The organism is Streptomyces sp. NPDC038200, assembly GCF_055600785.1.
Map to the genome: position 1 here is coordinate 167,933 of NZ_JBVJYH010000014.1, position 25,821 is coordinate 193,753.

General features: G+C 72.6%; 29 protein-coding genes and 1 riboswitch. Of the genes, 19 read left to right on the plus strand and 10 right to left on the minus strand.

Going from position 1 to position 25,821, the window contains the following annotated elements; all coding sequences use genetic code 11:
• Nucleotides 1–7: 7 nt before the first annotated feature.
• From ACZ7KF_RS26645 to ACZ7KF_RS26665, 5 genes are all read right to left on the minus strand, one after another.
• Nucleotides 8–1,729 carry an urease subunit alpha gene (locus tag ACZ7KF_RS26645; RefSeq protein ID WP_471079920.1) on the minus strand — a complete coding sequence of 574 codons (1,722 nt, stop codon included), beginning with the start codon at nt 1,727–1,729 and terminating at the stop codon, nt 8–10.
• Entirely contained in the window at nt 1,722–2,033 is a 312-nt protein-coding gene (locus tag ACZ7KF_RS26650; protein WP_471079923.1) for an urease subunit beta, read from the minus strand. The genes ACZ7KF_RS26645 and ACZ7KF_RS26650 overlap by 8 nt, the downstream gene beginning before the upstream one ends.
• 10 nt (nt 2,034–2,043) lie before the next feature.
• Nucleotides 2,044–2,346, minus strand: coding sequence for an urease subunit gamma (locus ACZ7KF_RS26655; protein WP_059248006.1), 303 nt, complete (start codon nt 2,344–2,346; stop codon nt 2,044–2,046).
• Between the two features lie 230 nt (nt 2,347–2,576).
• Entirely contained in the window at nt 2,577–2,855 is a 279-nt protein-coding gene (locus ACZ7KF_RS26660; protein ID WP_471079927.1) for a type II toxin-antitoxin system Phd/YefM family antitoxin, read from the minus strand.
• 31 nt (nt 2,856–2,886) lie between these two features.
• The gene (locus tag ACZ7KF_RS26665; RefSeq protein ID WP_471079930.1) at nt 2,887–3,921 is read right to left on the minus strand and encodes a S1C family serine protease; all 1,035 of its coding nucleotides are present in this window, start codon (nt 3,919–3,921) and stop codon (nt 2,887–2,889) included.
• Nucleotides 3,922–4,173: 252 nt separating this feature from the next.
• Between ACZ7KF_RS26665 and ACZ7KF_RS26670 the strand changes: the two genes are divergently transcribed.
• From ACZ7KF_RS26670 to ACZ7KF_RS26685, 4 genes are all read left to right on the plus strand, one after another.
• Nucleotides 4,174–4,809 (plus strand): ATP-dependent Clp protease proteolytic subunit, encoded by a 636-nt coding sequence (locus ACZ7KF_RS26670; protein ID WP_471079933.1) that lies wholly within the window; start codon nt 4,174–4,176, stop codon nt 4,807–4,809.
• A gap of 8 nt (nt 4,810–4,817) precedes the next feature.
• Nucleotides 4,818–5,123, plus strand: coding sequence for a hypothetical protein (locus tag ACZ7KF_RS26675; protein ID WP_471079936.1), 306 nt, complete (start codon nt 4,818–4,820; stop codon nt 5,121–5,123).
• A gap of 420 nt (nt 5,124–5,543) precedes the next feature.
• Nucleotides 5,544–5,698: riboswitch (cyclic di-AMP (ydaO/yuaA leader) on the plus strand.
• 3 nt (nt 5,699–5,701) lie between these two features.
• On the plus strand, nt 5,702–6,175 hold the full coding sequence (locus ACZ7KF_RS26680) for a C40 family peptidase (RefSeq protein ID WP_471079939.1): 474 nt from the start codon (nt 5,702–5,704) through the stop codon (nt 6,173–6,175).
• 145 nt (nt 6,176–6,320) lie between these two features.
• Nucleotides 6,321–6,602: a hypothetical protein gene (locus ACZ7KF_RS26685; protein WP_471079942.1), complete on the plus strand. Its 282-nt coding sequence runs from the start codon at nt 6,321–6,323 to the stop codon at nt 6,600–6,602.
• On the opposite strand, the gene ACZ7KF_RS26690 is transcribed toward ACZ7KF_RS26685, so the two are convergent.
• On the minus strand, nt 6,599–7,054 hold the full coding sequence (locus ACZ7KF_RS26690; RefSeq protein ID WP_471079944.1) for an ATP-binding protein: 456 nt from the start codon (nt 7,052–7,054) through the stop codon (nt 6,599–6,601). The genes ACZ7KF_RS26685 and ACZ7KF_RS26690 overlap by 4 nt on opposite strands.
• 213 nt (nt 7,055–7,267) lie before the next feature.
• On the opposite strand from ACZ7KF_RS26690, the gene ACZ7KF_RS26695 reads away from it, so the two are divergent.
• Both ACZ7KF_RS26695 and ACZ7KF_RS26700 read left to right on the plus strand, forming a co-directional pair.
• A complete protein-coding gene (locus ACZ7KF_RS26695; RefSeq protein WP_471079947.1) occupies nt 7,268–8,128 on the plus strand; it encodes a helix-turn-helix domain-containing protein in 861 nt (286 codons plus the stop codon).
• Between the two features lie 9 nt (nt 8,129–8,137).
• Nucleotides 8,138–8,359 (plus strand): DUF397 domain-containing protein, encoded by a 222-nt coding sequence (locus tag ACZ7KF_RS26700; protein WP_471079949.1) that lies wholly within the window; start codon nt 8,138–8,140, stop codon nt 8,357–8,359.
• 57 nt (nt 8,360–8,416) lie between these two features.
• On the opposite strand, the gene ACZ7KF_RS26705 is transcribed toward ACZ7KF_RS26700, so the two are convergent.
• Complete coding sequence (locus ACZ7KF_RS26705) at nt 8,417–9,544, minus strand: 8-amino-7-oxononanoate synthase (RefSeq protein ID WP_471079952.1); 1,128 nt, start codon at nt 9,542–9,544, stop codon at nt 8,417–8,419.
• Nucleotides 9,545–9,691: 147 nt separating this feature from the next.
• Between ACZ7KF_RS26705 and bioB the strand changes: the two genes are divergently transcribed.
• The 4 genes from bioB to ACZ7KF_RS26725 all read left to right on the plus strand — a co-directional run bounded on the left by bioB (nt 9,692) and on the right by ACZ7KF_RS26725 (nt 13,752).
• Nucleotides 9,692–10,909 (plus strand): biotin synthase BioB, encoded by a 1,218-nt coding sequence (gene bioB, locus ACZ7KF_RS26710; RefSeq protein ID WP_471079955.1) that lies wholly within the window; start codon nt 9,692–9,694, stop codon nt 10,907–10,909.
• Nucleotides 10,902–12,191, plus strand: a complete 1,290-nt coding sequence (locus ACZ7KF_RS26715) for an adenosylmethionine--8-amino-7-oxononanoate transaminase (RefSeq protein WP_471079958.1) — start codon at nt 10,902–10,904, stop codon at nt 12,189–12,191. The genes bioB and ACZ7KF_RS26715 overlap by 8 nt, the downstream gene beginning before the upstream one ends.
• A 1-nt stretch (nt 12,192) precedes the next feature.
• Nucleotides 12,193–12,909: a dethiobiotin synthase gene (bioD, locus tag ACZ7KF_RS26720; protein WP_471079961.1), complete on the plus strand. Its 717-nt coding sequence runs from the start codon at nt 12,193–12,195 to the stop codon at nt 12,907–12,909.
• Between the two features lie 150 nt (nt 12,910–13,059).
• On the plus strand, nt 13,060–13,752 hold the full coding sequence (locus tag ACZ7KF_RS26725; RefSeq protein WP_471079964.1) for a class I SAM-dependent methyltransferase: 693 nt from the start codon (nt 13,060–13,062) through the stop codon (nt 13,750–13,752).
• A gap of 13 nt (nt 13,753–13,765) precedes the next feature.
• On the opposite strand, the gene ACZ7KF_RS26730 is transcribed toward ACZ7KF_RS26725, so the two are convergent.
• Both ACZ7KF_RS26730 and ACZ7KF_RS26735 read right to left on the minus strand, forming a co-directional pair.
• On the minus strand, nt 13,766–14,140 hold the full coding sequence (locus tag ACZ7KF_RS26730) for a fic family toxin-antitoxin system, toxin component (RefSeq protein ID WP_471079967.1): 375 nt from the start codon (nt 14,138–14,140) through the stop codon (nt 13,766–13,768).
• A gap of 18 nt (nt 14,141–14,158) precedes the next feature.
• A complete protein-coding gene (locus tag ACZ7KF_RS26735) occupies nt 14,159–14,401 on the minus strand; it encodes a toxin-antitoxin system HicB family antitoxin (RefSeq protein WP_471079970.1) in 243 nt (80 codons plus the stop codon).
• A gap of 133 nt (nt 14,402–14,534) precedes the next feature.
• On the opposite strand from ACZ7KF_RS26735, the gene ACZ7KF_RS26740 reads away from it, so the two are divergent.
• From ACZ7KF_RS26740 to mug, 9 genes are all read left to right on the plus strand, one after another.
• Nucleotides 14,535–15,347, plus strand: coding sequence for an ABC transporter ATP-binding protein (locus tag ACZ7KF_RS26740; protein ID WP_471079973.1), 813 nt, complete (start codon nt 14,535–14,537; stop codon nt 15,345–15,347).
• Nucleotides 15,348–15,351: 4 nt separating this feature from the next.
• Nucleotides 15,352–17,919, plus strand: coding sequence for an ABC transporter permease (locus tag ACZ7KF_RS26745; protein ID WP_471079975.1), 2,568 nt, complete (start codon nt 15,352–15,354; stop codon nt 17,917–17,919).
• A gap of 78 nt (nt 17,920–17,997) precedes the next feature.
• Nucleotides 17,998–18,885, plus strand: coding sequence for an LLM class F420-dependent oxidoreductase (locus ACZ7KF_RS26750; protein WP_471079978.1), 888 nt, complete (start codon nt 17,998–18,000; stop codon nt 18,883–18,885).
• Nucleotides 18,886–18,929: 44 nt separating this feature from the next.
• Nucleotides 18,930–19,355, plus strand: a complete 426-nt coding sequence (locus ACZ7KF_RS26755) for a GNAT family N-acetyltransferase (protein ID WP_471079981.1) — start codon at nt 18,930–18,932, stop codon at nt 19,353–19,355.
• 151 nt (nt 19,356–19,506) lie between these two features.
• The gene (locus tag ACZ7KF_RS26760) at nt 19,507–20,868 is read left to right on the plus strand and encodes a hemolysin family protein (protein WP_471079984.1); all 1,362 of its coding nucleotides are present in this window, start codon (nt 19,507–19,509) and stop codon (nt 20,866–20,868) included.
• On the plus strand, nt 20,865–21,884 hold the full coding sequence (locus ACZ7KF_RS26765) for a hemolysin family protein (RefSeq protein ID WP_471079986.1): 1,020 nt from the start codon (nt 20,865–20,867) through the stop codon (nt 21,882–21,884). Before ACZ7KF_RS26760 ends, ACZ7KF_RS26765 begins: the two co-directional genes overlap by 4 nt.
• A 178-nt stretch (nt 21,885–22,062) precedes the next feature.
• The gene (locus ACZ7KF_RS26770; protein ID WP_471079988.1) at nt 22,063–22,851 is read left to right on the plus strand and encodes an SGNH/GDSL hydrolase family protein; all 789 of its coding nucleotides are present in this window, start codon (nt 22,063–22,065) and stop codon (nt 22,849–22,851) included.
• 153 nt (nt 22,852–23,004) lie between these two features.
• Nucleotides 23,005–24,447, plus strand: a complete 1,443-nt coding sequence (purB, locus tag ACZ7KF_RS26775) for an adenylosuccinate lyase (protein WP_471079990.1) — start codon at nt 23,005–23,007, stop codon at nt 24,445–24,447.
• On the plus strand, nt 24,444–25,031 hold the full coding sequence (gene mug / locus ACZ7KF_RS26780; RefSeq protein WP_471080123.1) for a G/U mismatch-specific DNA glycosylase: 588 nt from the start codon (nt 24,444–24,446) through the stop codon (nt 25,029–25,031). The genes purB and mug overlap by 4 nt, the downstream gene beginning before the upstream one ends.
• Here mug and ACZ7KF_RS26785 read toward each other — a convergent pair.
• On the minus strand, nt 24,992–25,435 hold the full coding sequence (locus tag ACZ7KF_RS26785; protein WP_471079992.1) for a hypothetical protein: 444 nt from the start codon (nt 25,433–25,435) through the stop codon (nt 24,992–24,994). The two genes, mug and ACZ7KF_RS26785, sit on opposite strands and share 40 nt — an antisense overlap.
• Between the last annotated feature and the right edge of the window lie 386 nt (nt 25,436–25,821).

Here is a 25,821-nt window from a genome sequence, read left to right on the forward strand (position 1 = left end):
ACCGCCGTCAGAAGAGGAAGTAGCGCTGGGCCATGGGCAGTTCGGCGGCCGGAGCGGCCTCGACCAGTTCGCCGTCGATGCGGACGGCGAAGCTGTCGGGGTCGATCCGGACGTCGGGCCGGGCGTCGTTCTCGCGCATGTCGGCCTTGGTGACCGCACGCGTGGACTCGATCGCCACGAACCGCTTGCCGAGCGCCAGCCGTTCCGGCAGCCCGTCCTCGATCGCCGCCGCGGCGACGAAGTTGACGGAGTTGGCGGCCGGGGCCCGGCCGATGGCTCCGTACATGGGGCGGGGCAGGATGGGCTGGGGGGTGGGGATGGAGGCGTTGGCATCGCCCATCTGCGCGTACGCGATCTGTCCGCCCTTGAGCACGAGGAGCGGCTTGACGCCGAAGAACGCGGGCTCCCACAGCACCAGGTCGGCGAGCTTGCCGGTCTCGACGGAGCCGATCTCGGCGGCGAGGCCCTGGGCGAGCGCAGGGTTGATCGTGTACTTGGCGACATAGCGCCGTACCCGGTGGTTGTCGGCGTTCCCGTCGCCGGGCAGGGCTCCCCTGCGCCGCTTCATGACGTGGGCGGTCTGCCAGGTGCGCAGGACGACCTCGCCGACGCGGCCCATGGCCTGGGAGTCGGAGGAGATGATCGAGATCGCGCCGAGGTCGTGGAGTATGTCCTCCGCGCCGATGGTGGACGGCCGGATCCGGGACTCGGCGAACGCCAGGTCCTCGGGGACGGCGGGGTTGAGGTGGTGGCACACCATCAGCATGTCGAGGTGTTCCTCGGTCGTGTTGACGGTGAAGGGCCGGGTGGGGTTGGTGGAGCTGGGCAGCACGTTCGGCTGGGAGACCACGGACATGATGTCCGGTGCGTGGCCGCCGCCCGCACCCTCGGTGTGGTACGAGTGGATGCCCCGGCCGGCGATCGCGGCGAGGGTGTCGCCGACGAAGCCCGCCTCGTTCAGGGTGTCGGTGTGGATGGCGACCTGGATGCCGGTGCGGTCGGCGACGGTGAGCGCGGCGTCGATGACGGCGGGTGTCGAGCCCCAGTCCTCGTGCAGCTTCAGGCCGACGGCGCCGCCGCGGATCTGGGAGAGCATCGCCTCGTGGCTGACGGTGTTGCCCTTGCCGAGGAAGCCCACGTTGACCGGATAGGCCTCCATCGCCTCCAGCATCCGGGCCAGGTGCCAGGGGCCGGGGGTGACGGTGGTGGCCTTGGAGCCCTCGGCGGGTCCGGTGCCGCCGCCGACCAGGGTGGTGACGCCGGAGGCCAGCGCCTCGTCGGCGACCTGGGGGCAGATGAAGTGGACGTGCGCGTCGATGGCGCCGGCGGTCAGGATGCGCCCGTTGCCCGCGATGATCTCGGTCTCGGGGCCGATGACCAGACCGGGGTGGACGCCGTCCATGGTGTCGGGGTTGCCGGCCTTGCCGAGGGCGGTGATCCGGCCGTCGCGGATGCCGACGTCGGCCTTGACCACGCCCCAGTGGTCGACGACCACGGCACCGGTGATCACGGTGTCGGGCGTGCCCTCGGCGCGGGTGGCGCGGGACTGGCCCATGGACTCGCGGATGACCTTGCCGCCGCCGAAGACGGCCTCGTCCCCGGAGGCGCCGGGGCCGCCGGAGCGGTCCTCCTCGATCTCGATCAGCAGGTCGGTGTCGGCGAGCCGGATCCGGTCGCCGGTGGTCGGTCCGAACAGGTCGGCGTAGGCGGCGCGGGAGATCTCAGGCATCGAGGGCCCCTCCGGTCTCCCCGCGCAGTCCGGGCACGATCCGGGCGCCGGTCAGCGGCACGAGTTCGATCTCCACGGGGATGCCGGGCTCGAAGCGGACGGCCGTGCCCGCGGCGACGTTCAGCCGCTTGCCGCGGGCGGCGGCGCGGTCGAAGTCCAGACCGGGGTTGGCCTCGGCGAAGTGGTAGTGGGAGCCGACCTGGACCGGCCGGTCGGCAGCGTTGAGGACGGTCAGGCGGGTGACCTCGCGGCCCGCGTTGCAGACGACGGGATCGTCCGCGAACAGGATCTCTCCGGGAATCATCGCGGCCCCCTCAGATGATCGGCTCGTGGACGGTGACGAGCTTGGTGCCGTCCGGGAAGGTGGCCTCCACCTGGACGTCGTGGATCATCTCCGCGACGCCGTCCATGACGTCGTCCCTGGTCAGGATCTTGCGGCCGGAGGACATCAGCTCGGCGACGGTGCGGCCGTCGCGCGCGCCCTCCAGAATGTGCGACGTGATGAGGGCGACCGCTTCCGGGTGGTTGAGCCGCAGCCCGCGGGCCCTGCGCTTCTCGGCCACGTCGGCCGCCACATGGATCAGCAGCCTCTCTTGCTCGTGCGGGGTCAGTTGCACGTCCCACCTCACAGTCCTTGCTCCGGACCGTGCGGGGTCCGGCTGCCGCAGCCACCGCGACGGGGATAGGTGTAACACACAGACAAATGCCCGGATCGTCGTCGATCCCGGGCATCAAAACCCCTGGTGGCGTGGATCGGCAGGCTAGAACGCCGGAGTTTCAACGACGTTAACCAGACCTTGGCCCGCGCATGACCGCGCTATGGGCTCCCGCTGGGACGGATACGGGCTCAGGAGGCGCCCGGCCGGCGGTGCTCCGCCGCGATCCCGAAGCGCTGCTGCTCGCGCGGCACGGAGCGGGACTCGCGCACCCCGGACACCGAGCTGATGACGTGTTCCTCGGCCTGCTCGTCCAGCGCGTCGAGCCGCTCCAGGTCGGCGGCCGAGACCAAGGCGACCAGCGGCTTGCCGTGCCGGGTCACGACAACCCGCTCACCGCCGTACACCACCCGGTTGATCAGGTCGGCGAGCTCAGCCCTGGCTTGCGTCACCGGAATCTCGTAGGCCATACCCCCAGCTTACGGGGCGCCCCCGCGGGACCTACTTCTTCGGCAGGAGCAGGTCGGTGGACCAGTCTTCACCGAATCGGGTGACGTGGCCCTCGTCCGTGGTCGCGCCGGCATTCACGCTGTACTTGCCTTCGAGCGGGAGCTTCTCCCCGGGAGTCGCGGACTGCAGGACGTCGCAGAGGTCGCCCACCGTGGCCACGGGGGTGTCCTTGACGGCGGTGATGACGTCGCCGACCTCCAGGTTGGCCTTGGCCGCCTCCGAGTTGGTCGCCACGTCCTCCACGAACAGTCCGCTGGTGCCGCTCTTCAGCAGCCGCTCCTGCGCGTCGGACACCAGCCGCTCCGCCTTGGGGTCGTCGGCGTAGGTGGAACTCAGCTCCGGGTCGTCCAGGGAGCCGACCAGCCATCCGGGGTCGTTCTGCTTGTCACCGGCGGCCAGCCCGTCCAGCAGCGGGCGCACGTGGTCGCTGCTGATCGAGTAGTACTGCCCTTGCGCCTCGGGATTCCCGAGGGTGTTCACGCCGATCACCTTGCCGTCGGCGTCGAGGAGCGGTCCTCCGGAGTTCCCCGGGTTGACCGTGGCGGAGTGCTGGATCGTGTCCGCGTAGTGAGGCAGGGAGGGCGAGGGGTCCGCCGGCACGTTCGGCGACTGGACGGTGCCGGCGGTGTAGACGGGCTTCTGCGCCTCCTCGTTCTTCTCGAAGGACGCCGGGTAGCCGATGGCCGTGACGGCGTCGGCGGCCCTCACGTCGTGACTGTCGGCGAACTGCAGGTCCTTGAGGTCGCCCTGGGGCGCGCTGAACTGCAGGACGGCCAGGTCCTCGCACGGATTGATGCCGAGGATCCGGACGGGCACCTCGCCCTTGTCCTGGACGACGACCTTGAGGGCGCTCTCCCCCGCGACGACATGCGCGTTGGTGAGGATGAGCCCCTTGTCGGCGTCGTAGATGAAACCGCTTCCGGACCCCGTCTTGCCCACTACGTGGACGGTGGCCGGGGCGGCCTCCTCGAAGATGTCCTGCGGCGAATCGTCCGCCGGGACCGCGTACGCCACCGTTCCACCCATGACCAATGACGCGACCGCTGTTCCGGCGAGCGCGGTTCTCACTTTCGCACCCACGGCGTGGAGCCTTCCGACGACGGGCGGCACCCCACCGGGACCAGCCCGGAATGATCGCTTACCCCTCCAGCTTAGGCGCGCGACCACGCGCTGTCCTGGCGGGCGTTGCGGCGATGACCCACCCAATGATCAGTACGTCCTGTACATTTTTTACAGAGAGTCGCCGACGGCGGCTCCGCCGCGAAGAGGGGTGTGCCCATGTCCCGACCGTCCGCCCGTCATGTCCTGCCCGAGTTCACCGAGCGCACCGGGGCCGCCGTGCGCACCCTCGATCCCTACGCCAGGCTCTTCGAGGACCGGATCGTCTTCCTCGGCACGCCGGTCGACGACACGGCGGCCGGCGATGTGACAGCGCAGCTCATGTACCTGGAACACGCGGCCCCGGACCGGGACATCACGCTGTACATCAACGCGCCGGGCGGTTCCTTCGACGCCATGACGGCCGTCTACGACACGATGCGGTACGTCAGCTGCGACGTCGCGACCTACTGCCTGGGGCAGGCCGCCGCCTCCGCCGCCGTGCTGCTCGCGGCCGGCACCCCGGGCAAGCGGTTCGCCCTGCCCGGCGCCCGCATGGTGATCGAGCAGCCCGCCCTGCCCGAGCCGGTGCGCGGCCAGCCCAGCGACCTCCTCATCCAGGCCGAGGAGTTGACCCGGATCCGCGCGCGGATGGAGGAGATGCTCGTCCGGCACACGGGGCGCACGGCCGGCCAGGTCCACGAGGATCTGGAGCGTGACCTGATCCTGGACGCACCCGGAGCGCTCGCGTACGGTCTGGTGGACGGCATCGTGCCGAGCCGCCGGGACACACCCGGCGCACCGGACGCGAGGTGAGCCCGCCCATGCTGCCGGAACTCCCACCGCTGCCCGCCCTGACCCGCGCCGAGGGCGAGTTGATCGACCGTTACCTGGAGGCGGTCGACCTGCTGGGCCGCGTCAACCCGGCCCGCCCGGGGGACACCTACCGCGGGCTGCGGGCGGCCCAGGCTCTGGTGCGCAAGGCGGCAGAGCTGCGGGACGCGCTCACACTGATGCATCAGCGGGGCGAGACGGAGCTGCACGGGGACACGCTGGCACGGGCGCTGCGGGTGCTGGACGGCGAGCGCCGGGCCGCTCGCGTCGCGCTCCCGCCGGACGGCGTCGCCTGAGGCGGACGCCCGTCCGGCCCGGCCGGGCCCGCGCGTCGACACGAGCCGTCGGGACCGGAGTTGAAACGACCCGAACGACGTACCACCGACCGGTGTACTTCCAGATCGTTTTCCGGGCCTCCCGAGTTGCGCGACGCGCGGGTCCGTGAGTCGTCGAGAAGGCGCAAAGTCGCAGGTCCGGCGCTACGTACGGGATCTGACGGCGGCTCGAACAGAGCAGTGTCCACCCGAACGGGTGAGTGGTGAGTAACGCCACAAATCCCCGATTCCGTTGGGATTTTCGGACAGTAGTGAGTCAAGATCCCTGTCTGACGACAAGCCCCCGCCACCGCGGCGGGGCGGTCCGGGCGGACGCCGAGTCCTGCCGCCGCCCGGATGACCGGTCGACAGGAGTGGATCGGCAGGAGTGGAGGACCCAAGCAAGGCGGGTCGCCGGAACGGATGCGCGTCTGTTCGAGACAGACGGACGTCAGGCTCCGAGCAGCCCTTGGGGTGAAGCCGCGGCAACGCGGCCGGGCTACTTCGCCAGCCCGAATCCGACAGGTCATCCTTCACAGGCGGCTGACGAAGGGTTGCGCATGACTGCGCTCAATCGTGTCCCGTCGCTGATGGCCCGGGCCGGCACGGCCTCGGCCCTCACCCTGGCCGCCGTGGGCGGCTCCATCGCCGTGCCCGGTCTCGCCACCGAGGCCTCGGCCGCGACGACAGCGACGAAAGCACTCCACATCGCGGCGTCCAAGAAGGGCGCGCCGTACTCGTGGGGTGCCACCGGACCGCGCCGGTTCGACTGCTCGGGGCTGACGCTCTACTCCTACAAGAAGGCCGGCAAGAAGCTGCCGCGCACCGCCGCCCAGCAGTACAACAAGACCCACCACATCTCCGCCCGCAGCCGCAAGGCGGGCGACCTGGTCTTCTTCCACTCGGGTTCCAGCGTCTACCACGTCGGCATCTACGCCGGCCACGGGAAGATCTGGCACGCCCCGAAGACCGGAGACGTGGTGAAGCTCCAGAAGATCTGGACGAAGAGCGTGTGGTACGGCCGGGTCAGCTGATCCGTCGTCAGTCCGGGAGCGGCTCCAGCAGCGGGGCCGCTCCCGGGGCCGTCAGCGTCACCCCGGTGCCCGCCTGAAGCCCACGGGCGGCCCGGGGCCGGCGCAGCCGCCTGCCCGGCCGGTGCAGGTGAAGTCGGCGACCGGCATGGCCGCGAGTCCCACCGCGGGTGCCGGTGAAGACGATGAGCTGTCCGTCCATGCCCTCAGGCTGCCGCCGTCGCTGAGCGCATTCCGCCGGGCGCGTCCGGACGTACGGCTCTCCGCGAGCGCACCGGTCGGGGTACGGCCTCTGGAGGGGGTACGCCGCACGGTCTCGGTGGCGTACCGCGCGGACGAGACGAACGACGGGACGAATCCGGCGGCGGACGCCTTCCGGGCGCTGCTGCGAGGGGCGTTCGGCCGGGTCCGGCGGGCCTCCGTGCGCTAGGTTTCCTGCTGTCCCGCCGTCACCGGTGCGGCCGGGATCGCCCAGGGGAGTTCGATCGAGACCGTCTTGCCGCCCTCGCGGGTGGGCCGGATCCGGAGTCTGCCGCCGCACTCCGCGGTGAGCCAGCGGATGATGACCATGCCGCGGCCGTTGTCCTGCTGGACCGCGGCGGGCAGTCTCTTCGGGAAGCGTGGATGACTGTCCGTGACACCGATGCGCAGGTGTGCGTCGTGGTGCAAGGCGATGTCGACCGTGAAGGTGGGTGACTGTCCGAAGGTGTGCTGTACGGCGTTGGTGGCGAGTTCGGACACGATGAGTCGCACGGTGTCGGCCACGTCGGTGTCCGACGGCAGGCCCCACTCGGCGAGGGTCCCCACCACGTAGGAGCGCGCGGCGGAGACCGAGGCGGGATCGCTCGGCAGAGTGACGGATGCTTCCAGCTGGTCTGCCATGGCGACGTCGTCCCTTTCCCACGGGACCGCGGTCCGACAGACGGCGGGGGGTTCGAGTACGGTCCCGGACTGGTGCTTGTTCGCCAGACTGCCACCAACGGGCCGGTCACGGGGAGCGATCCACCAAGATGTGCATATATCTGTCGCTCGATGCGGTGAACTCTGCGACGAGAGGCCGTATGCGGGCGGCCCGTAGGGAGTAAGGAGGAGCCCATGCAGAACGGTCCGGCAGTGCGCCGCCGCAAACTGGGCGCCGAACTGCGCATGCTGCGCACCGGCGCCGGGCTCACGAGCGGTGAGGCGGCCCGGCTGGTGGGCTGGCACCAGTCGAAGGTGAGCCGCATCGAGACCGGCTCCAGCGGTGTGAAACCGGCCGATCTGCGGTTGCTGCTGGACGCCTACGGGGTGCGGGACCGGCATCTGCGCGAGGTGCTGCTGATGCTGGCGGGGCCGCAGGACGCGGGCGGCCGGCACCGCTGGTGGCACGCCTACCGCGGAGTGCTGCCGCCCACCTACCGGGACTTCATCAGCCTGGAGTCGCAGGCGAGCGCGATGCGCACCCTGGAGACCACGGTCGTGCCGGGGCTGTTGCAGACTCCCGAGTACGCCCGCGCGGTGACCCGGGCGGCGGTGAAGGACGTGGCCGGGGACCGCCTGGACACGCTGGTGGAGGTGCGTCTGGCCAGGCAGGACGTGCTGCGGTCGGATCCGCCGCTGGTGCTGAGCGCCGTACTGGACGAGGCGGTGCTGCGCCGCGAGGTCGGCGGGCCGGGGGTGATGGCCCGGCAGCTTCAGCGGCTGACGGAGGCCGCCCGTCTGCCCCAAGTACGGCTGCAGGTACTGCCGTTCGGGGCCGGAGCACATGTCGGCCTGACCGGGCCTTTCGTTATCTTCTCATTTCCGAGCACTTCTGATCTGGATGTTGTTGTTCTCGACCAGTTGACGAGTAGCCTCTATCTGGAGCGGAAAGAAGACCTCATGGCCTACTCCGAGGCCTTCAACACCCTTCAGTTCCACGCCCTTTCCCCCGAGGACTCGTTGGACTACATCGCCGGGATAGGTGACGGCGCGTAAGGAGGCACCATGTCAGCACTGCCTCGGAACGTCCCTGCCAGTACCGATCTGCACGACGTGCGCTGGCTGCGCAGCAGTTACAGCACGGGCGCCAACAACTGCGTGGAGACGGCCCGGCCGCGCTCCGGCCCCGGGGCCGGACTGCTCGCCGTGCGCGACTCCAAGAAGCCGGCCGGACCCGCACTGCTCTTCTCCGCCGACAGCTGGGCCGACTTCGTGACCACCCTCTGATCAGATTCGATCGTCTCTAATCATTTTTCGTGCGACACACGGCCGTGTCACGCCGACTCATGGTCGCGTCTCGCCGATGACTCGTACAGCGCGTTCGATCTCGGTCCCGGAGAGGTCCGCGCGGGCGGTCAGCCTCAGCCGGGAGATGCCGTCGGGCACGGAGGGAGGGCGGAAGCAGCCCACGGCCAGGCCCGCCGTACGGCAGTCGGCCGCCCAGCGCACCGCCTGCTCCGGGGACGGGGCCCGCACGGAGACCACCGCGGCGTCCGGACGTACCGCCTCCAGGCCCGCGGCGGTCAGCCGTGCGTGCAGTTCCGCGGCCACCTCCCGGGCCCGGGCCGCCCGTTCGGGCTCGCGCCGCAGCAGCCGCAGCGCCGCCAGCGCGGCACCGGCCGCCGCGGGCGCCAGGCCCGTGTCGAAGATGAACGTCCGGGCCGCGTTGACCAGATGGTCGATCACCCGGGCCGGGCCGAGCACCACCCCGCCCTGACTGCCCAGCGACTTGGACAGGGTGGCCGTGACGACCACGTCGTCCGCGCCCGCCAGCCCCGCCGCGTACGGCGCGCCCCGGCCGCCGTCGCCCAGCACGCCGAGCCCGTGGGCGTCGTCCACCACCAGACCCGCGCCGTGTTCCCGGCACGCCGCGGCCAGCGCGGCCAGCGGCGCCTCGTCCCCGTCGACGGAGAACACCGTGTCGGAGACGACGATCGCCGGGCCCGCGTGGGTGGCCAGAGCCTTGCGCACGGCCTCGGGATCGGCGTGCCCGACGACCTGGCGGTCGCCCCGGGCGAGCCGGCAGCCGTCGATGAGCGACGCGTGGTTGCCCGCGTCGGAGACGATGAGCGAGCCGTGCGGGCCGAGCGTGGTGACCGCGGCCAGGTTGGCCGCGTATCCGGAGGAGAACACCAGGGCCGCCTCGACACCGCAGAATTCGGCCAGCGCCCGCTCCAGCTCCGTGTGCAGAGCGGTGGTGCCGGTGACCAGCCGGGAGCCGGTGGAACCGCCGCCCCAGGTCCGGGCGGCTTCGGCCGCTCCCTCGGTCACCTCGGGATGGCGGGCCAGGCCCAGGTAGTCGTTGCTCGCCAGGTCCAGCAGCGGCAAGTCGGCGGGGCGCGGGCGCAGGGTGCGGACCAGTCCGGCGCTGCGGCGCGCCCGGGCCTGCTCGTCGATCCAGCCGAACGCCATGGGTCCTCCGGTGCTTTTGTAGGTAGCGGACAGACCCTAGCGGCACGACCAGCTACCCAGGGTGTGGCAATACCCACACGGTGAACCGGCTCTGTTGTGCGAAGTCTCCTTGGCCCGGGGCGGTCCCGTAGGACAGGATCGGGCCTCATGGACCTGCTGAACACGCTGGTGGACAAGGGGCTTCGGCGCGAGCTGCCGACCCGCGAGGAAGCGCTCGCCGTACTGGCCACCGCCGATGACGACCTGCTCGACGTGGTGACCGCGGCCGGAAAGGTGCGCCGGCACTGGTTCGGGCGCCGGGTGAAACTCAACTATCTGGTCAACCTCAAGTCCGGCCTGTGCCCGGAGGACTGCTCCTACTGCTCCCAGCGGCTCGGCTCCAAGGCCGACATCCTGAAGTACACCTGGCTCAAGCCGGACGAGGCCTCGCAGGCCGCCGCGGCGGGCCTCGCGGGCGGCGCCAAGCGGGTCTGCCTGGTGGCCAGCGGACGCGGTCCGACGGACCGGGACGTGGACCGGGTGTCCGAGACCATCAAGACGATCAAGGAGCAGAACGAGGACGTCGAGGTGTGCGCCTGCCTCGGTCTGCTCTCCGACGGCCAGGCCGAGCGGCTGCGCGCGGCGGGCGCGGACGCCTACAACCACAACCTCAACACCTCCGAGTCCACGTACGGGGACATCACCACCACCCACACGTACGCCGATCGGGTGGACACGGTGCACAAGGCGCACGCGGCCGGCCTGTCCGCCTGTTCGGGCCTGATCGCCGGCATGGGCGAGACCGACGAGGACCTGGTGGACGTCGTCTTCTCGCTGCGCGAGCTGGACCCGGACTCGGTGCCGGTGAACTTCCTCATCCCGTTCGAGGGCACCCCGCTGGCCAAGGAGTGGAACCTCACCCCGCAGCGCTGCCTGCGGATCCTCGCGATGGTCCGGTTCGTCTGCCCGGACGTGGAGGTCCGCATCGCGGGCGGCCGCGAGGTCCATCTGCGCACCATGCAGCCGCTGGCGCTGCACCTGGCCAACTCGATCTTCCTCGGTGACTACCTGACCAGCGAGGGCCAGGCAGGCAAGGCCGACCTGGAGATGATCGCGGACGCCGGCTTCGAGGTGGAGGGCACGGACCGGATCACCCTGCCGGAGCACCGGGCGGCCGGCGGCGCCTGCGGCTCCCACGCGGAGACCGGCTGCGGCTCGCACGCCGAGGCCGGATGCGGCTCGCAGGCCGGCGCCGGGTGCGGCTCGCACGCGGGCGGCGGTGTCTGCGGTACGGCGGACGTGCCCGCCGCGACCGGCGAGCCGCGCACCGACCTGGTCGCGGTCCGCCGCCGGGGCGCCGGAACGGATCTCGCGCCCAATGCCTGACCGTCCCGGCCTGAGCGTGCCCGAGCTGCTGGAGCTGGACCGGCAGCATGTGTGGCATCCCTACGGCCCGATGCCCGGGCAGGTGGAACCGCTCGTCGTGGAGTCGGCGAGCGGGGTCCGGCTGCGGCTGGCGGACGGTGCCGGCGAGCTGGTCGACGGCATGTCGTCGTGGTGGTCGGCCATCCACGGCTACGGCCACCCGGTCCTCGACGAGGCCGTGCGCGGGCAGCTCGGGCGGATGAGTCATGTCATGTTCGGCGGGCTCACGCACGAGCCCGCCGTCCGGCTCGCGAAGCTCCTTGTCGACATGTCACCGGAGGGCCTGGAGCATGTGTTCCTGGCCGACTCGGGGTCCGTGTCGGTCGAGGTCGCGCTGAAGATGTGCCTGCAGTACTGGCGTTCGCTCGGCCGGCCGGGCAAGCGACAGCTGCTGACCTGGCGCGGCGGCTACCACGGGGACACCTGGAACCCCATGTCGGTGTGCGACCCCGAGGGCGGGATGCACGAGCTGTGGAGCGGCGTGCTGCCGCGTCAGCTCTTCGCGGACGCCCCGCCCGCCGCCTACGAGGAGTCGTACGCGGAGCATCTGCGCGAGCTGATCGCGCGGCACGCGGACGAGCTGGCCGCGGTGATCGTGGAGCCGGTGGTGCAGGGCGCGGGCGGGATGCGCTTCCACTCCCCCGGCTATCTGCGGGTGCTGCGCGAGGCGTGCGACGCCCACGACGTGCTGCTGGTGTTCGACGAGATCGCCTCCGGTTTCGGCCGCACCGGCGCGCTGTTCGCGGCGGACCACGCGGCCGTCACCCCGGACGTGATGTGCGTGGGCAAGGCGCTGACCGGCGGCTATCTCACGATGGCGGCCACCTTGTGCACCGCGCGGGTCGCCGACGGCATCTCGCGGGGCGAGGTGCCGGTGCTCGCGCACGGCCCGACGTTCATGGGCAACCCGCTGGCCGCGGCCGTGGCCTGTGCCTCGATCGGGCTGCTGCTGGAGCAGGACTGGCTGTCGCAGGTCAAGCGGATCGAGACGGGCCTGCGGGAGGGCCTGGCGCCGGCGCGCGACCTGCCCGGGGTGCGGGACGTCCGCGTCCTCGGCGCCATCGGGGTCGTCCAGCTCGACCACGCGGTGGACATGAAGGCCGCGACCGACGCCGCCGTGCGGGAGGGCGTGTGGCTGCGCCCGTTCCGCGACCTGATCTACACGATGCCGCCGTACGTCACCTCGGACGAGGACGTGGCACGGATCGCGCGCGCGGTGTGCGCCGCGGCGCGGGAGGGTTGAGATGCCGGTACTGGTGATCACGGGGACGGGCACGGAGGTCGGCAAGACCGTCACCACCGCCGCCGTCGCCGCCGCGGCGCTCGCGGCCGGGCGCTCGGTGGCCGTGCTGAAGGCCGCGCAGACGGGCGTACTGCCGGACGAGCGCGGGGACGCGGACGAGGTCGCGTGGCTCGCGGGCCCGGTCACGACCGACGAAATCGCCCGCTACCCGGAGCCGTTGGCGCCGGGCACGGCGGCCCGGCGGGCCGGGCTGGCGCCGGTGCATCCCCACGAGGTGGCCGAGCGGGCCGCCAAGCTGGCCACCGAGCACGATCTGGTGCTGGTCGAGGGGGCGGGCGGGCTGCTCGTCCGGTTCGACGCGGCCGGCGGCACGCTGGCCGACGCGGCCCGGCTGCTGGACGCGCCGGTGCTGGTCGTCGCCCAGGCCGGGCTCGGGACGCTGAACACCACGGAGCTGACGGCGCGCGAACTCCGTTACCGGAAGCTGGAGTTGGCCGGTGTAGTGATCGGCAGCTGGCCCGGCGCGCCCGATCTCGCCACCCGCTGCAATGTGGCCGACCTGCCCGAGGTCGCCGGCGCTCCGCTGCTGGGCGCGCTGCCCGCCGGGGCCGGGGCGATGCCGCCCGCGGTGTTCCGTACGGCGGCACCGGGCTGGCTCGCGCCGCGGCTGGACGGCACCTGGGACGCGGAGGCGTTCCGGGTGCGGGAGGCGCCGTAGCCGGTCGGAGCCTGCGTTCGGGACCTCGCCGCCGTCCGCGGGGCCCGGGTGCGGCCGGGTCCGGCGGACGGGCTCCGCCGTTCGGTACGGGTGCGCGACCGTGTCCCGGGGGAGACTCTTCCCAGGACCGTCCTGTCCAGGGAGGTTGCCATGCGGCTGCTGTCCACCCGCTCCGGTCGGCCGGCACGGGATGCCGTCCACCATCCGCTGTTCGCCCGCTCCTACGCCCGGCTCAGCGTGAGCGCCGAGTCCCGGCTCGGGTTGGCCGGGGTGCGGGAGCGGCTGCTCGCCGGGCTGTCCGGGCGGGTGATCGAGATCGGGGCCGGCAACGGGCTGAACTTCCGGCACTATCCCGGCACGGTCGCGGAGGTCGTCGCGATCGAACCGGAGCCGCTGCTCCGCCGGCTGGCGCTGGATGCCGCGCTGCGCACCCAGGTGCCGGTCGACGTGGTGCCGGGTGCGGCGGAGGCGCTGCCGGTCAAGAGCGAGGCGTTCGACGCGGCCGTGCTGTCGCTGGTGCTGTGCAGCGTGCGGGATGTCGCCCGGGCGCTCGGCGAGGTGCGGCGGGTGCTCCGGCCGGGCGGCGAGGTGCGGTTCTTCGAGCACGGGCGGGGCGGCGGCCGGATGATGACACTGACCCAGCAGGCCCTGGACCTCGGCCCGTGGCCGCTCCTGGCCGGCGGCTGCCATCTGGCCCGGGAGCCGGTCGCCGCGCTGCGCGAGGCCGGGTTCCGCCTCGGGCCGCACCGGCGGGTGATGATCCCGGAGAAGGGGCCGGCGCTGCCGTCCTCCTCCTGTGCGCTGGGGGTCGCCTGGCGGCCGGACGAGCCGGGCGGGCGCTGACCGGCCGCTCGCCTCATGCGCTCCAGCGGCGCAGCTCGCGTGCGATGTCGTCGACGCCGGCCGCGCCGTCCTTCACCAGCCGGGCGAGGTCCCGGACCTGTTCGGGAGTGGTGATCACCTTCACGCCGCTGGCGACCAGATAGGCGTAGGCGACCGCCGAGGCGAACAGCGCGTTGGCGCGCTCCAGCGCCGGTACGTGGATCAGCAGCTGGAGCAGGGCGGCGGCGCGGGCGTGCGGGTCGCCGTAGACGGGCACGCCGAATATCTCGGCCCGGTGCCGGGCGACGGCGGCGACCAGGGCGCCCCAGTCGGTGACCTGCGGGTCCCCCGGGGTCCGCTGTTCGGCGAGCATGAGCAGCCAGGCGAGGTCGATGCGGAGATCGTTCAAGGGATCGGATTCGGGGACTCAGGCGCCGCCGTCACCGGCGTCGGTGCCGCGGGTCTCGGCGAACTCCTCGGCGAACACGGACTCGTACCGCGTCATGAAGTCGGCGGCGGCCTCGACGAATGTGCGCCCCGTTTCCCCGGCGTCCTGTCTGACCAGCTCTTCGATGTAGCGGTTGACGCTGATTCCGCGGGCCAGGGCGCGCTCGCGGGCCGCGCGGGCCGTGCCCTCGTCCACGCGCACGTTCAGCTGGGTCTTCGCCATGCCTCGACGCTAGCGCCGGGGTGCTAGCGACGGCAAGGGCGCACGGTTGCGCCGCGCCGGACCCCGTGCGCCGGGTCCCGGGTGTCCCTTACGCTCGCCCGGGACGGGCAGTACCGGCGACCGGGAGGCGGTCTTGTCGACACCTGCTGCACAGCACGTATCCGACCGCACGCCGGACGGCGCGGTCGCGGCCCGCGCCCGCGGGCTGACCAAGGCGTACGGCTCCGGTGAGACGGCCGTGCTCGCCCTGGACGCGGTGGACGTGGACATCGCGCGGGGCCGGTTCACCGCCGTGATGGGCCCCTCGGGGTCGGGGAAGTCCACGCTCATGCACTGCCTCGCGGGTCTCGACACCGTCTCGGCCGGCCGGGTGTGGCTGGGCGGCACCGAGATCACCGGGCTGCGGGAGCGCGAGCTGACCCGGCTGCGGCGGGACCGGATCGGGTTCATGTTCCAGTCGTTCAACCTCATCCCGACGCTGACCGCGGGCGAGAACATCACCCTGCCGATGGACATCGCGGGCCGGAGACCCGACCCGCGGTGGCTGGACCAGGTCATCGACACGCTCGGGCTGCGGGACCGCCTGCGGCACCGGCCGGCCCAGCTCTCCGGCGGCCAGCAGCAACGGGTCGCGTGCGCGCGGGCGCTGGCCTCCCGGCCCGAGCTGGTCTTCGCCGACGAGCCGACCGGCAATCTCGACTCGCGGGCCGGTCTGGAGGTGCTGGGCTTCCTGCGCGGTGCCGTGGACGAGCTGGGGCAGACCGTCGTCATGGTGACGCACGACCCGGGTGCCGCCGCCCACTCCGATCTGGTGCTGTTCCTGGCCGACGGGCGGATCGTGGACGAGATGCCGCAGCCGACGGCGGAGGCCGTCCTGGAGCGGATGAAGCGGTTCGACGTGGTCCGGGGCCGGCCCGGCGACGACCGTACCGCCCAGGAGGGCTGACCCGGTGCTGAAGGCGACCCTGCGGAGCTTCCTGGCACACAAGGGGCGGCTGGCGCTGTCCGCACTGGCCGTGGTCCTGTCCGTGGCGTTCGTCGCGGGCAGCCTCATCTTCTCCGACACCGTCACCCGCACCTTCGACCGGCTCTTCGCCTCCACCGCCGCCGATGTGACGGTCCGGCCCCAGCAGGACCTGACGTCGGCACGGACCAGCGGTGCGGTGCAGACCGTGCCGGCCGCGCTGCGCGACCGGGTGGCGCAGGTCGACGGGGTCGCGGCGGCCCGCGCCGAGGTGTCGGTGCGGAACGCCTTCGTGGTCGACGGCCACAACCGGTCGGTGGGCCCGACCACCGGCGCCCCGACCATCGCCACGGCCTGGTACGCCACCCGCCACAGCCCGGTGCGGCTCACCTCCGGGCACGCTCCGCGCGGGGCCGGCGAGGCGCTGCTCGACGCGGACACGGCCGGCAGGAGGCATGTGCGGATCGGTGACACGCTGACCGTGCAGGCCCAGCCGGGCACGTTCCGGGTCCGGGTCGTCGGCATCGCCACCTTCACCACGACCAACCCCGGCGCGGCGCTGCTCTTCCTGGACCCGGCGGTGGCCGGCCGGGAGCTGCTCGGCTCGGCCGCGAAGGCGACCGGCATCTCCGCGGACGCGGCCGTGGGGGTGTCCGACGCGGAACTCGAACGCCGGATCGGCGCGGCGATCGGCACCAGGACCTACGACCTGAAGACCGCGGGCGAACAGGCCGAGTCGGCCGCGGCCGCCCTGGGCGCGTTCCTCGACGTGGTGAAGTACGTGATGCTGGGCTTCGCCGGCGTCGCCGTGCTGGTCGGTGTGTTCCTGATCGTCAACACGTTCTCCATGCTGATCGCCCAGCGCACCCGCGAACTGGGGCTGCTGCGGGCGCTGGGCGCGGACCGGCGGCAGGTACGGCGCTCGGTGCTCACCGAGGCCCTGCTGCTGGGGCTGGTCGGCTCGACGCTCGGGCTGGCCGCCGGCCTGGGCCTGGCGTTCGCGCTGATCCGGCTGATGAGCGCGTTCGGGATGAACCTGAGGGCCGCGGAGATGGTGATCGGCTGGAGAACACCCGTCGCCTGCTATGTCGTCGGTCTCGGGGTCACCTTCGTGGCCGCCTGTCTGCCGGCCCGGCGGGCGGCGGCCGTGTCGCCGATGGCGGCGCTCGCGGACGCCGAAGTGGGCGGTGCCGGCAAGCCGTTGACGGTCCGGGCGATCGTCGGGGCGGTGGTCGGGGCGGTCGGCGCGGCGGCGCTGGCCGGGTGCGCGGCGGCCACGCGGACCGCTCAGGCGGCCTCGCTGCTCGGTGTCGGTGTCGCCCTGACGCTGATCGCGACCGTGGTCGCCGGGCCGCTGCTGGTACGGCCGGTGATCCGGGTGCTGGGCGGGGTCTTTCCCGCGCTGTTCGGCCCGGTCGGCCGGATGAGCCAGCGCAACGCCCTGCGCAACCCGCGCCGGACCGGTGCCACGGCCGCCGCGCTGATGGTGGGCCTGGCCCTGGTCGGCGGGATGTCGGTGGCCAGCGCCTCGATGTCCGCGTCGTTCGACCGGCAGATCGACCGCACGCTGGGCGCCGACTTCGTCGTGCAGAACGCCAACTTCACACCGTTCACCCGGGAGATCGGGGACCGGGTGCGCGCGACACCGGGGGTCGGGCTCGTCGTACCGCAGCGGCGCACGCCCGTCACCGTGCGCCTGCCGGACGGCCGGCGGGTGACGACGATCGCGACCGGGTACGGCGGCCGGCTCGACGACGTCGCGCACCTCACGTACGCGCGGGGCGGTTCGGCGGAGGGCCTGGCCGACGGGCACCTCGCCCTGGACGCCGACTACGCCGAGGACCACGGTGTACGGGTGGGCAGCGTGCTGCCGATCGACTTCCCGGGCGGGCGCCGGGCGGAGCTGACCGTCGGGGCGCTGACCGACCAGGAGCAGGCGGAGGGCTTCGGCACGCAGGGCGGCGTCTTCTTCGGCCTGGCGACGCTGGAGAGGTACGCGCCGGGCGGCCAGGACGCGGCACTGTACGTCAACGCGGCCCCCGGCACGGATCCCGCGGATCTGCGGACCCGACTGGAGCGGACGCTCACGGCGTTCCCCCAGGTCCAGGTCCGCGACCAGGCCGACTACAAGGATCTGGTGCACGACCAGATCGCCGTCCTGCTGTATCTGGTGTACGCGCTGCTGGGGCTGGCGATCGTCATCGCCGTGCTCGGTGTGGTCAACACCCTCGCCCTGTCGGTCGTGGAGCGGACCCGGGAGATCGGGCTGCTGCGGGCGATCGGGCTGGGGCGTCGGCAGCTGCGCCGGATGATCCGGCTGGAGTCGGTGGTGATCGCGGTGTTCGGGGCGGTGCTGGGACTGGCGCTGGGGCTGGTGTGGGGCGTGTGCATGCAGCAGGTGCTGGCGCTGCGCGGGCTGACGGCGTTCGCGGTCCCCTGGGGCACGATCGTCGCCGTGGTGATCGGCTCGGCGGTCGTGGGCGTGGCCGCGGCCCTGCTGCCCGCGCTGCGGGCGTCGCGGCTGAACGTGCTGGCGGCGATCGCCCACGAGTGATCCGCCACGAGTGATCGCCCGGGGGCGGACATGATGGAATCGGACACGGCTCAAGTCGTCCTTCACTGAGGAGAGTTCATGCCGCGTCCGTTCCGTTTCGGAGTCAACCTGCTCACCCCGGCGCCCGCTGCCGAGTGGCGCGCCAAGTGCCGTCGCGCCGAGGAACTGGGCTACGACGTGATCCTCGTCCCGGACCATCTCGGGATGATCGCGCCGTTCCCGGCGCTGGTCGCGGCGGCGGAGGCGACCGAACGGCCGCGACTGGGCACCTTCGTCCTCAACGCGGGCTTCTGGAACCCGGCGCTGCTGGCCCGCGAGGTCGCGACGACGGACGCGCTGACCGGCGGCCGGCTCGAACTCGGCCTCGGCACCGGGTACGTGGCGGCGGAGCACGAGGCGGCCGGGCTGCCGTACGGCTCGCCGCGCGAGCGGGTGGACCACCTGCGGCGGACCGTGACGGAGGTGGAGCGGCTGCTCGGCTCCGAGGAGCACCAGCCGCGCCCCGCCCAGTCCCGGGTGCCGGTGCTGATCGGCGCCAACGGGGACCGGATGCTGCGGCTGACCGCCGAGCACGCCGACATCGCGGCCTTCACGGGGGCCAGGCCGGGGGACACGCCGGGCACGCTGGATCCGCTCGGCGCCGACGAGCTGGACGAGCGCGTGGCCCGCTATCGCGCGCTGGCGGCGGACCGGGCGGAGCCCGCCGAGCTGAACCTGCTGATCCAGCTCGTCGCCGTCACCGACGACCCCGAGCCCGTGCTGAAGCCGTTGCTGGAGCGGCAGCCCCGGCTGACCCTGGACGAGGCCCTCGCGCTGCCGATCGTGCTGGCCGGCCCGCTGGAGGACGTGGTGGCGAAGGCGCGGGCGCAGCGGGAGCGGTTCGGGTTCTCGTACCTGACCGTGCTGGAGCCGTTCATGGAGGAGTTCGCACCGGTGATGAAGCGGCTGCGGGAGGAGTCCGCATGATGGAAATCCCGGTGCGGCCGGTGCGGTGACGCCACCCTGTCCCCATGACAGACCTGCGCATACGGGCCGCCGTGCCCGCCGACGCCGACGCCGTCCTCGCCTTCTGGAGGACGGCCGCCGAGGGGACGAGCATCAGCGACGACCGTGCCGGTGTGTTGCGGTTGGTGGCCCGCGATCCCGGGGCGCTCCTCCTCGCCGAGCGGGGTGGCGAGCTGGTGGGCACGGCGATCGCCGGGTTCGACGGCTGGCGGTGCCATCTGTACCGGCTCGCGGTGCATCCCGAACGGCGGCGGCAGGGCATCGGCTCGGCGCTGCTGACCGCCGCCGAGGAGCGGTTCGCGCGGCTCGGCGGGCGGCGTGCGGACGCGATGGTGCTCGTGCGCAACGAGACCGCGCAGCACGCCTGGCGCGCGGCCGGATACGGGCCGGAGGAACACTGGCGGCGCTGGGTGAAGCCGCTCACGGACTGACCCCGGAAGGTTTTTTGCTCATCCTTTACCATTGAGGGAGCACTCGGCCCTCTATGAAAGGTTGTGAGCGTCCGCCCATGGGCGACCCTCCCGGTGCGCGACACCGCGCGTTCTCCCCCGCCCTGTCCGATCATGGGACGGGGGTGACCCGATGACCGAAGTGCTCCTCCTCCTGGTGGCGATCCTGCTGTCGCTGGCCTGTGGCGCCTTCGTGGCGGCGGAGTTCTCGCTGACCACGGTGGAACGCGGCGAGCTGGAGCGGGCCGTCGAGCGCGGCGAGCGCGGTGCCGCCGGCGCCCTGAAGGCCGTACGGAACCTGACCTTCCAGCTCTCCGGCGCCCAGCTCGGCATCACCGTCACCAACCTGGTGGTCGGCATGCTCGCCGAGCCGTCGATCGCCAAGCTGCTCGCCGGCCCCTTCACGGCGATGGGGCTGTCGCGGACCACCGCGAGTTCGGTCGCACTGGTGCTGGGCACGGCCCTGTCCACGGTGTTCCTGATGGTCGTCGGCGAGCTGGTGCCCAAGAACTGGGCGATCTCCTCGCCCCTGGCCGTGGCCAGGCGGGTGGGCAGCGCGCAGCGCCTGTTCAGCGCGGCCTTCCGGCCCTTCATCACCCATCTGAACAACACGGCCAACCGGTTCGTGCGCCGCCTCGGCATCGAGCCGGCGGAGGAGCTGGCGTCCGCGCGCGGTCCGCAGGAGCTGGCCGCCCTCGCCCGGCACTCCGCGAAGGAGGGCGCCCTGGAGGCGGACACCGCGGAGCTGTTCGTCCGGACGCTGAACCTGGCCGACCTCACGGCCGAGAACGTGATGACCCCGCGCGTCCAGGTCGTCGCCCTGGACACCCAGGCCACCTGCGAGGACGTCGCCAACGCCACCCGGGCCACCGGACTGTCCCGGTTCCCCGTCTACCGCGGCAGCCTGGACACGGTCGTCGGCACCGCCCACGTCAAGGACGTGCTGGCCGTCCCCGCGGACCAGCGGCGCCACCGCACGGTCGCCCAGGTGATGCGCGAACCGCTGCTGGTGCCCGAGTCCCTGACCGTCGACCGGCTGCTCGACCGGCTGTCCGGCAGGCGCACCATGGCCGTCGTCATCGACGAGTACGGCGGCACGGCCGGCGTGGCCACCCTGGAGGACATCGTGGAGGAGGTCGTCGGCGAGGTCCGGGACGAGCACGATCCGCACGAGACACCCGACCTCGCCCCCGCCGGCGCCGACGAGCAGGGCCGGGCCCTGTACTCGGCGGACGGCGCCGCCCGCACCGACCAGCTCGCGCGCGTGGGACTGCGCGTCCCCGAGGGTCCGTACGAGACGCTGGCCGGCCTGGTCGCCACCGAGCTGGGCCGGATACCCGCCGTCGGGGACAGTGTCGAGGTGGCCGGCTGGCGGCTGGACGTGGTCGACGCCTCGGGCCGCCGGGCCGCCCGGGTGCTGATGCACGCCCCGCTGAACGACGAACGGACCGACGGGACCGACGGGAACCGCGGGACACGGGAGGGCACGCGATGACCGCCGTACAGCTGCTGATCGGTCTGGCGACCCTGGTCGTCAACGCCTTCTTCGTGGGCGCCGAGTTCGCGCTGATCTCCGTGCGCCGCTCGCAGATCGAACCGCTCGCCCAGGAGGGCGACCGGCGCGCGCGGAGCGTGCTGTGGGGGCTGGAGCACGTGTCCGCGCTGCTGGCGGCCGCCCAGCTCGGCATCACGCTGTGCACGCTGGTGCTGGGTGTGGTCGCCGAGCCGGCCATCGCGCATCTGCTGGAGCCGGTGTTCCACGCGCTGGGCGTGCCCGTCGGCGCGGGTCACGTGGTCTCCTTCGTGATCGCGCTGACCCTGGCCACCTATCTGCACATGCTGCTCGGCGAGATGGTCCCCAAGAACATCGCGCTGGCGGAACCGGTGCGCAGCGCACTGCTGCTCGGCCCGCCGCTGGTCGCGCTGTCCAGGGCGCTGCGCCCGGTGATCTTCGCGATCAACGCCTTCGCGAACGGGCTGCTGAAGCTGCTGCGGGTGGAGGCGAAGGGCGAGGTCGCGGCGACTTTCACCGATACCGAGCTGGCCGAGATCGTCAAGGACGCCAGCGAGGCGGGCCTGATCGACGGCCGGGCGCAGGAGCGCCTGCACGACGCGCTGGAGCTGGGCAGCCGGCCGGTGCGGGACGTGGTCGTACCGCTCCAGCGGGTGGTCTACGCGCGCGTGGGCGTCACCCCCGAACAGGTGGAGCGGCTGACGGCGGAGACGGGCTTCTCCCGGTTCCCGGTGGTCGACAGCGGCCGCCGGATCGTGGGCTATCTGCACGTCAAGGACGCGCTGGACGCCTCGCCCCGGGACGTGCCGTTCCGGCTGGGTGACATGCGGTCCATCGCGCGCGTGCGGGAGGGGACACCGCTGGACGACGTGCTCACCGCGATGCGGCGCAGCCGGACCCATCTCGCGGCCGTGCTCGGCGACGACGGGCGGCTGGCGGGCCTGGTGACCATGGAGGACGTACTCAGGGAGCTGTTCGGCCGGCGGGCACCGGCGTGAGGTTGCGGGGGGCGCGCCACGGCAGGGCCTCGGGGGCCTCGCGGGTACGACCGGCCGAGGGTTGCGGCCGGCCGGGAACGCGACCGGCCCGCGGACACGGGGCGGCCGGCGGGTGGGGCGCCGGGGCAACGGGGCGACCGACCGACGGGTATGGCGCCGGGATACCATCGCTGTCGCCATGCAGACGAATCCCACACCTCCCCCGTACACCAGCCTGGTCGCGGTCGGCGACTCCTTCACCGAGGGCATGTCGGACCTGCTGCCCGACGGCTCCTACCGGGGCTGGGCCGATGTGCTCGCGGCGCGGATGGCCGCCCGCACGCCCGGCTTCCGGTACGCCAACCTGGCCGTGCGCGGGAAGCTGATCGGACAGATCGTCGACGAGCAGGTGGACGTCGCGGCCGCGATGAACGCCGACGTCGTCACGCTCGTCGGCGGGCTCAACGACACCCTGCGCCCCAAGTGCGACATGGGCCGCGTCCGGGGCCTGCTGACGGAGGCGGTGGAACGGCTGGCGCCCTCCTGCAAGCAGCTCGTGCTCATGCGCAGCCCCGGCCGCCAGGGCCCGGTGCTGGAGCGTTTCCGGCCGCGCATGGAGGAACTGTTCGCCTGCGTGGACGAGCTGGCCGGCAAGCACGGCGCGCTGGTGGTCGACCTGTACGGGGCGCCCTCGCTGGCCGACCCCCGACTGTGGGACGTGGACCGGCTGCATCTGACGGCGGAGGGGCACCGCCGGGTCGCCGAGGCGGTGTGGCAGACGCTCGGACACGCCCCCGAGGACACCGAGTGGCACGTGCCGGTACCGGCGACCGCCCCGCCGGGCTGGGTGACACGTCGGGTCACCGACGTCCGGTTCGCCCGGCAGTACCTGCTCCCCTGGATAGGCCGCCGCCTCACCGGCCGCTCCTCCGGCGACGGCCGCCCGCCCAAGCGCGCGGAACTGCTGCCGTACGAGGGACAGGCGTAGCCGGGACGCCGGCCCGCCGGTGCGCGCCGCGACCGTGCCACGCGGGCCGCTCGCGGGGTCCGCGGACCCCCACGGAGTGGCGCACGTCTCGTAGCTTCCGCCGAATACGGCCGTGGCGCTGGCCTGCACAAATCGCCAGTAGACTCTGGACACGTGACTTCTGCGCCCGCCAAGCCCCGCATCCCGAACGTCCTCGCCGGACGCTACGCCTCCGCCGAGCTCGCCACACTCTGGTCCCCCGAGCAGAAGGTGAAGCTGGAGCGGCAGCTCTGGCTCGCCGTGCTGCGCTCCCAGAAGGACCTCGGCATCGAGGTGCCGGACGAGGCCATCGCCGACTACGAGCGCGTCCTCGACACCGTCGACCTGGCCTCGATCGCCGAGCGCGAGAAGGTCACCCGGCACGACGTGAAGGCGCGGATCGAGGAGTTCAACGACCTCGCCGGGCACGAGCACGTGCACAAGGGCATGACCTCCCGTGACCTCACCGAGAACGTCGAGCAGCTGCAGATCCGGCTCTCGCTGGAGCTGACGCGCGACCGTACCGTGGCCGTGCTGGCGCGCCTCGGCAAGCTCGCCGGCGAGTACGCCGAGCTGGTCATGGCCGGCCGCTCGCACAACGTGGCCGCGCAGGCCACCACCCTCGGCAAGCGTTTCGCGACCGCCGCCGACGAGCTGCTGGTCGCCCAGGGCCGCGTCGAGGAGCTGCTGGGCCGCTACCCGCTGCGCGGCATCAAGGGCCCGGTCGGCACCGCGCAGGACATGCTGGATCTGCTCGGCGGCGACGCCGCCAAGCTCGCCGAGCTGGAGAACCGGATCGCCCGGCACCTGGGCTTCTCGCAGGCCTTCACCTCCGTCGGCCAGGTCTACCCGCGCTCGCTGGACTACGAGGTGGTGACCGCGCTGGTGCAGCTGGCGGCGGCCCCGTCCTCGCTGGCCAAGACGATCCGGCTGATGGCCGGGCACGAGCTGGTGACCGAGGGCTTCAAGCCGGGCCAGGTCGGCTCCTCGGCGATGCCGCACAAGATGAACACCCGCTCCTGCGAGCGCGTCAACGGCCTCATGGTCATCCTGCGCGGCTACGCCTCGATGACGGGCGAGCTGGCGGGCGACCAGTGGAACGAGGGTGACGTGTCCTGCTCGGTGGTGCGCCGGGTCGCGCTGCCGGACGCGTTCTTCGCCCTCGACGGTCTGCTGGAGACCTTCCTGACCGTCCTCGACGAGTTCGGCGCCTTCCCCGCCGTCGTCGCCCGCGAGCTGGACCGCTACCTGCCGTTCCTGGCCACCACCAAGGTGCTCATGGGTGCCGTGCGGGCCGGTGTCGGCCGCGAGGTCGCGCACGAGGCGATCAAGGAGAACGCCGTGGCCACCGCGCTCGCGATGCGCGAGCAGGGCGCCGAGCGCAACGACCTGCTCGACAAGCTCGCCGCCGACGAGCGCCTGCCGCTCGACCGTGCCCAGCTGGGTGCCCTGATGGCCGACAAGCTCTCCTTCACCGGTGCCGCCGCCGACCAGGTCGGTGTGGTCGTCGGCCGGATCGAGGAGATCGTCAAGCAGCACCCGGAGGCCGCCGGCTACACCCCCGGAGCGATCCTCTGACCCGCCTGACCAAGGCGGACCTGGAGGCCGCCCGCGACCGCCTCGTCCCGGACGTGGTCGCGGACGGCCTTCATGTGCTGTTCTGCGGGATCAACCCGGGCCTGATGACGGCGGCGACCGGCCACCACTTCGCCCGCCCCGGCAACCGGTTCTGGCCGGTACTGCACCTGTCCGGCTTCACACCGCGCCTGCTGAAGCCGGCCGAGCAGAGCGAACTGCTGTCCTACGGGCTCGGCATCACCAACGTGGTGGCGCGGGCGACCGCCCGGGCGAACGAGCTGACCGCCGAGGAGTACGTCGAGGGCGGGCGGCTGCTGACCACGAAGGTGACGCGGCTGAGGCCGAGGTGGCTGGCGGTGGTCGGGGTGACCGCGTACCGGGCCGCCTTCGGTGACCGCACGGCGCGGGTGGGCCCGCAGGAGCGGTCGATCGGGGGCACCCGGGTGTGGGTGCTGCCCAATCCCAGTGGTCTGAACGCGCACTGGACGGCGGCCACGATGGCCGAGGAGTACGCCCGGCTGCGGGAGGCGGCGGGCGCGTCCGGTCACGGCGGGTCGACCGACGTCACGATGCCGAGCAGCTGAAAAGGCAGCTCCTTGTCCCACTGAGAGACGGCCAGGGCGACCCAGCGGCCCGTCCCGGGCTCCTGCCACAGCTGGACGTCCGGGACGTGGTTGCTGAGCCCGGCCCAGGGTTCCGCGACGTCCTCGCCCTCCGTGGTGCGGTCGAACACGCTGTACAGGCTGATGTGCTGGGGCGTCCCCCAGCGCTCGGCGAGCCGCTCCGCGAGGCCGTCGCGGTCGGCCTCGTACTGCGCCTCCGTCGCCTCCCGTTCGCTGCCGTCCCCCTCCCAGAACTCCTCACTGGTCCGTAAAGCGGCTATGTGATGGCCGGGCCCGCTCTCGCCGAACTCCGTCCTGCCGAACGCCGCCGGGAACTCCCGGGCGCACAGCAGGTCGATGAGGGCCAGGCACTCCGCGATGTCCATGCGTTCCAGTAAAGCGGGCACCACTGACAATTGGCGGTCCGTCAGGCGCCGCCCCCGCGCCCCGGGCTCCACCCGCCCGCGAGCGGGACGGCATCCACGACTCTCCGACCGCCGTACTCCTTCTCCTTGTTGAGGTGCCGTACGCCGTAGTCCTCTCCTCGTCGGGGTCCCGTACGTCGATGCCGCTCGTGGCAACGGCCCGGCCGGGTCCGGGGACCGGCCGCTCCCCCGCCGGTGGAGTCCTCCTCCCCCGCCCCGGGCGCCGGGCGCGCGCGACCGCGCCCGGGCGGTGATCGCGGCCGGGCGGTGATCGCGGCCGGGCGGTGATCGCGGCCTAGGAGCCGGGGTTCGCGGAGCCCGGGCGGCCGCGGGGTGCGGCCACGTGT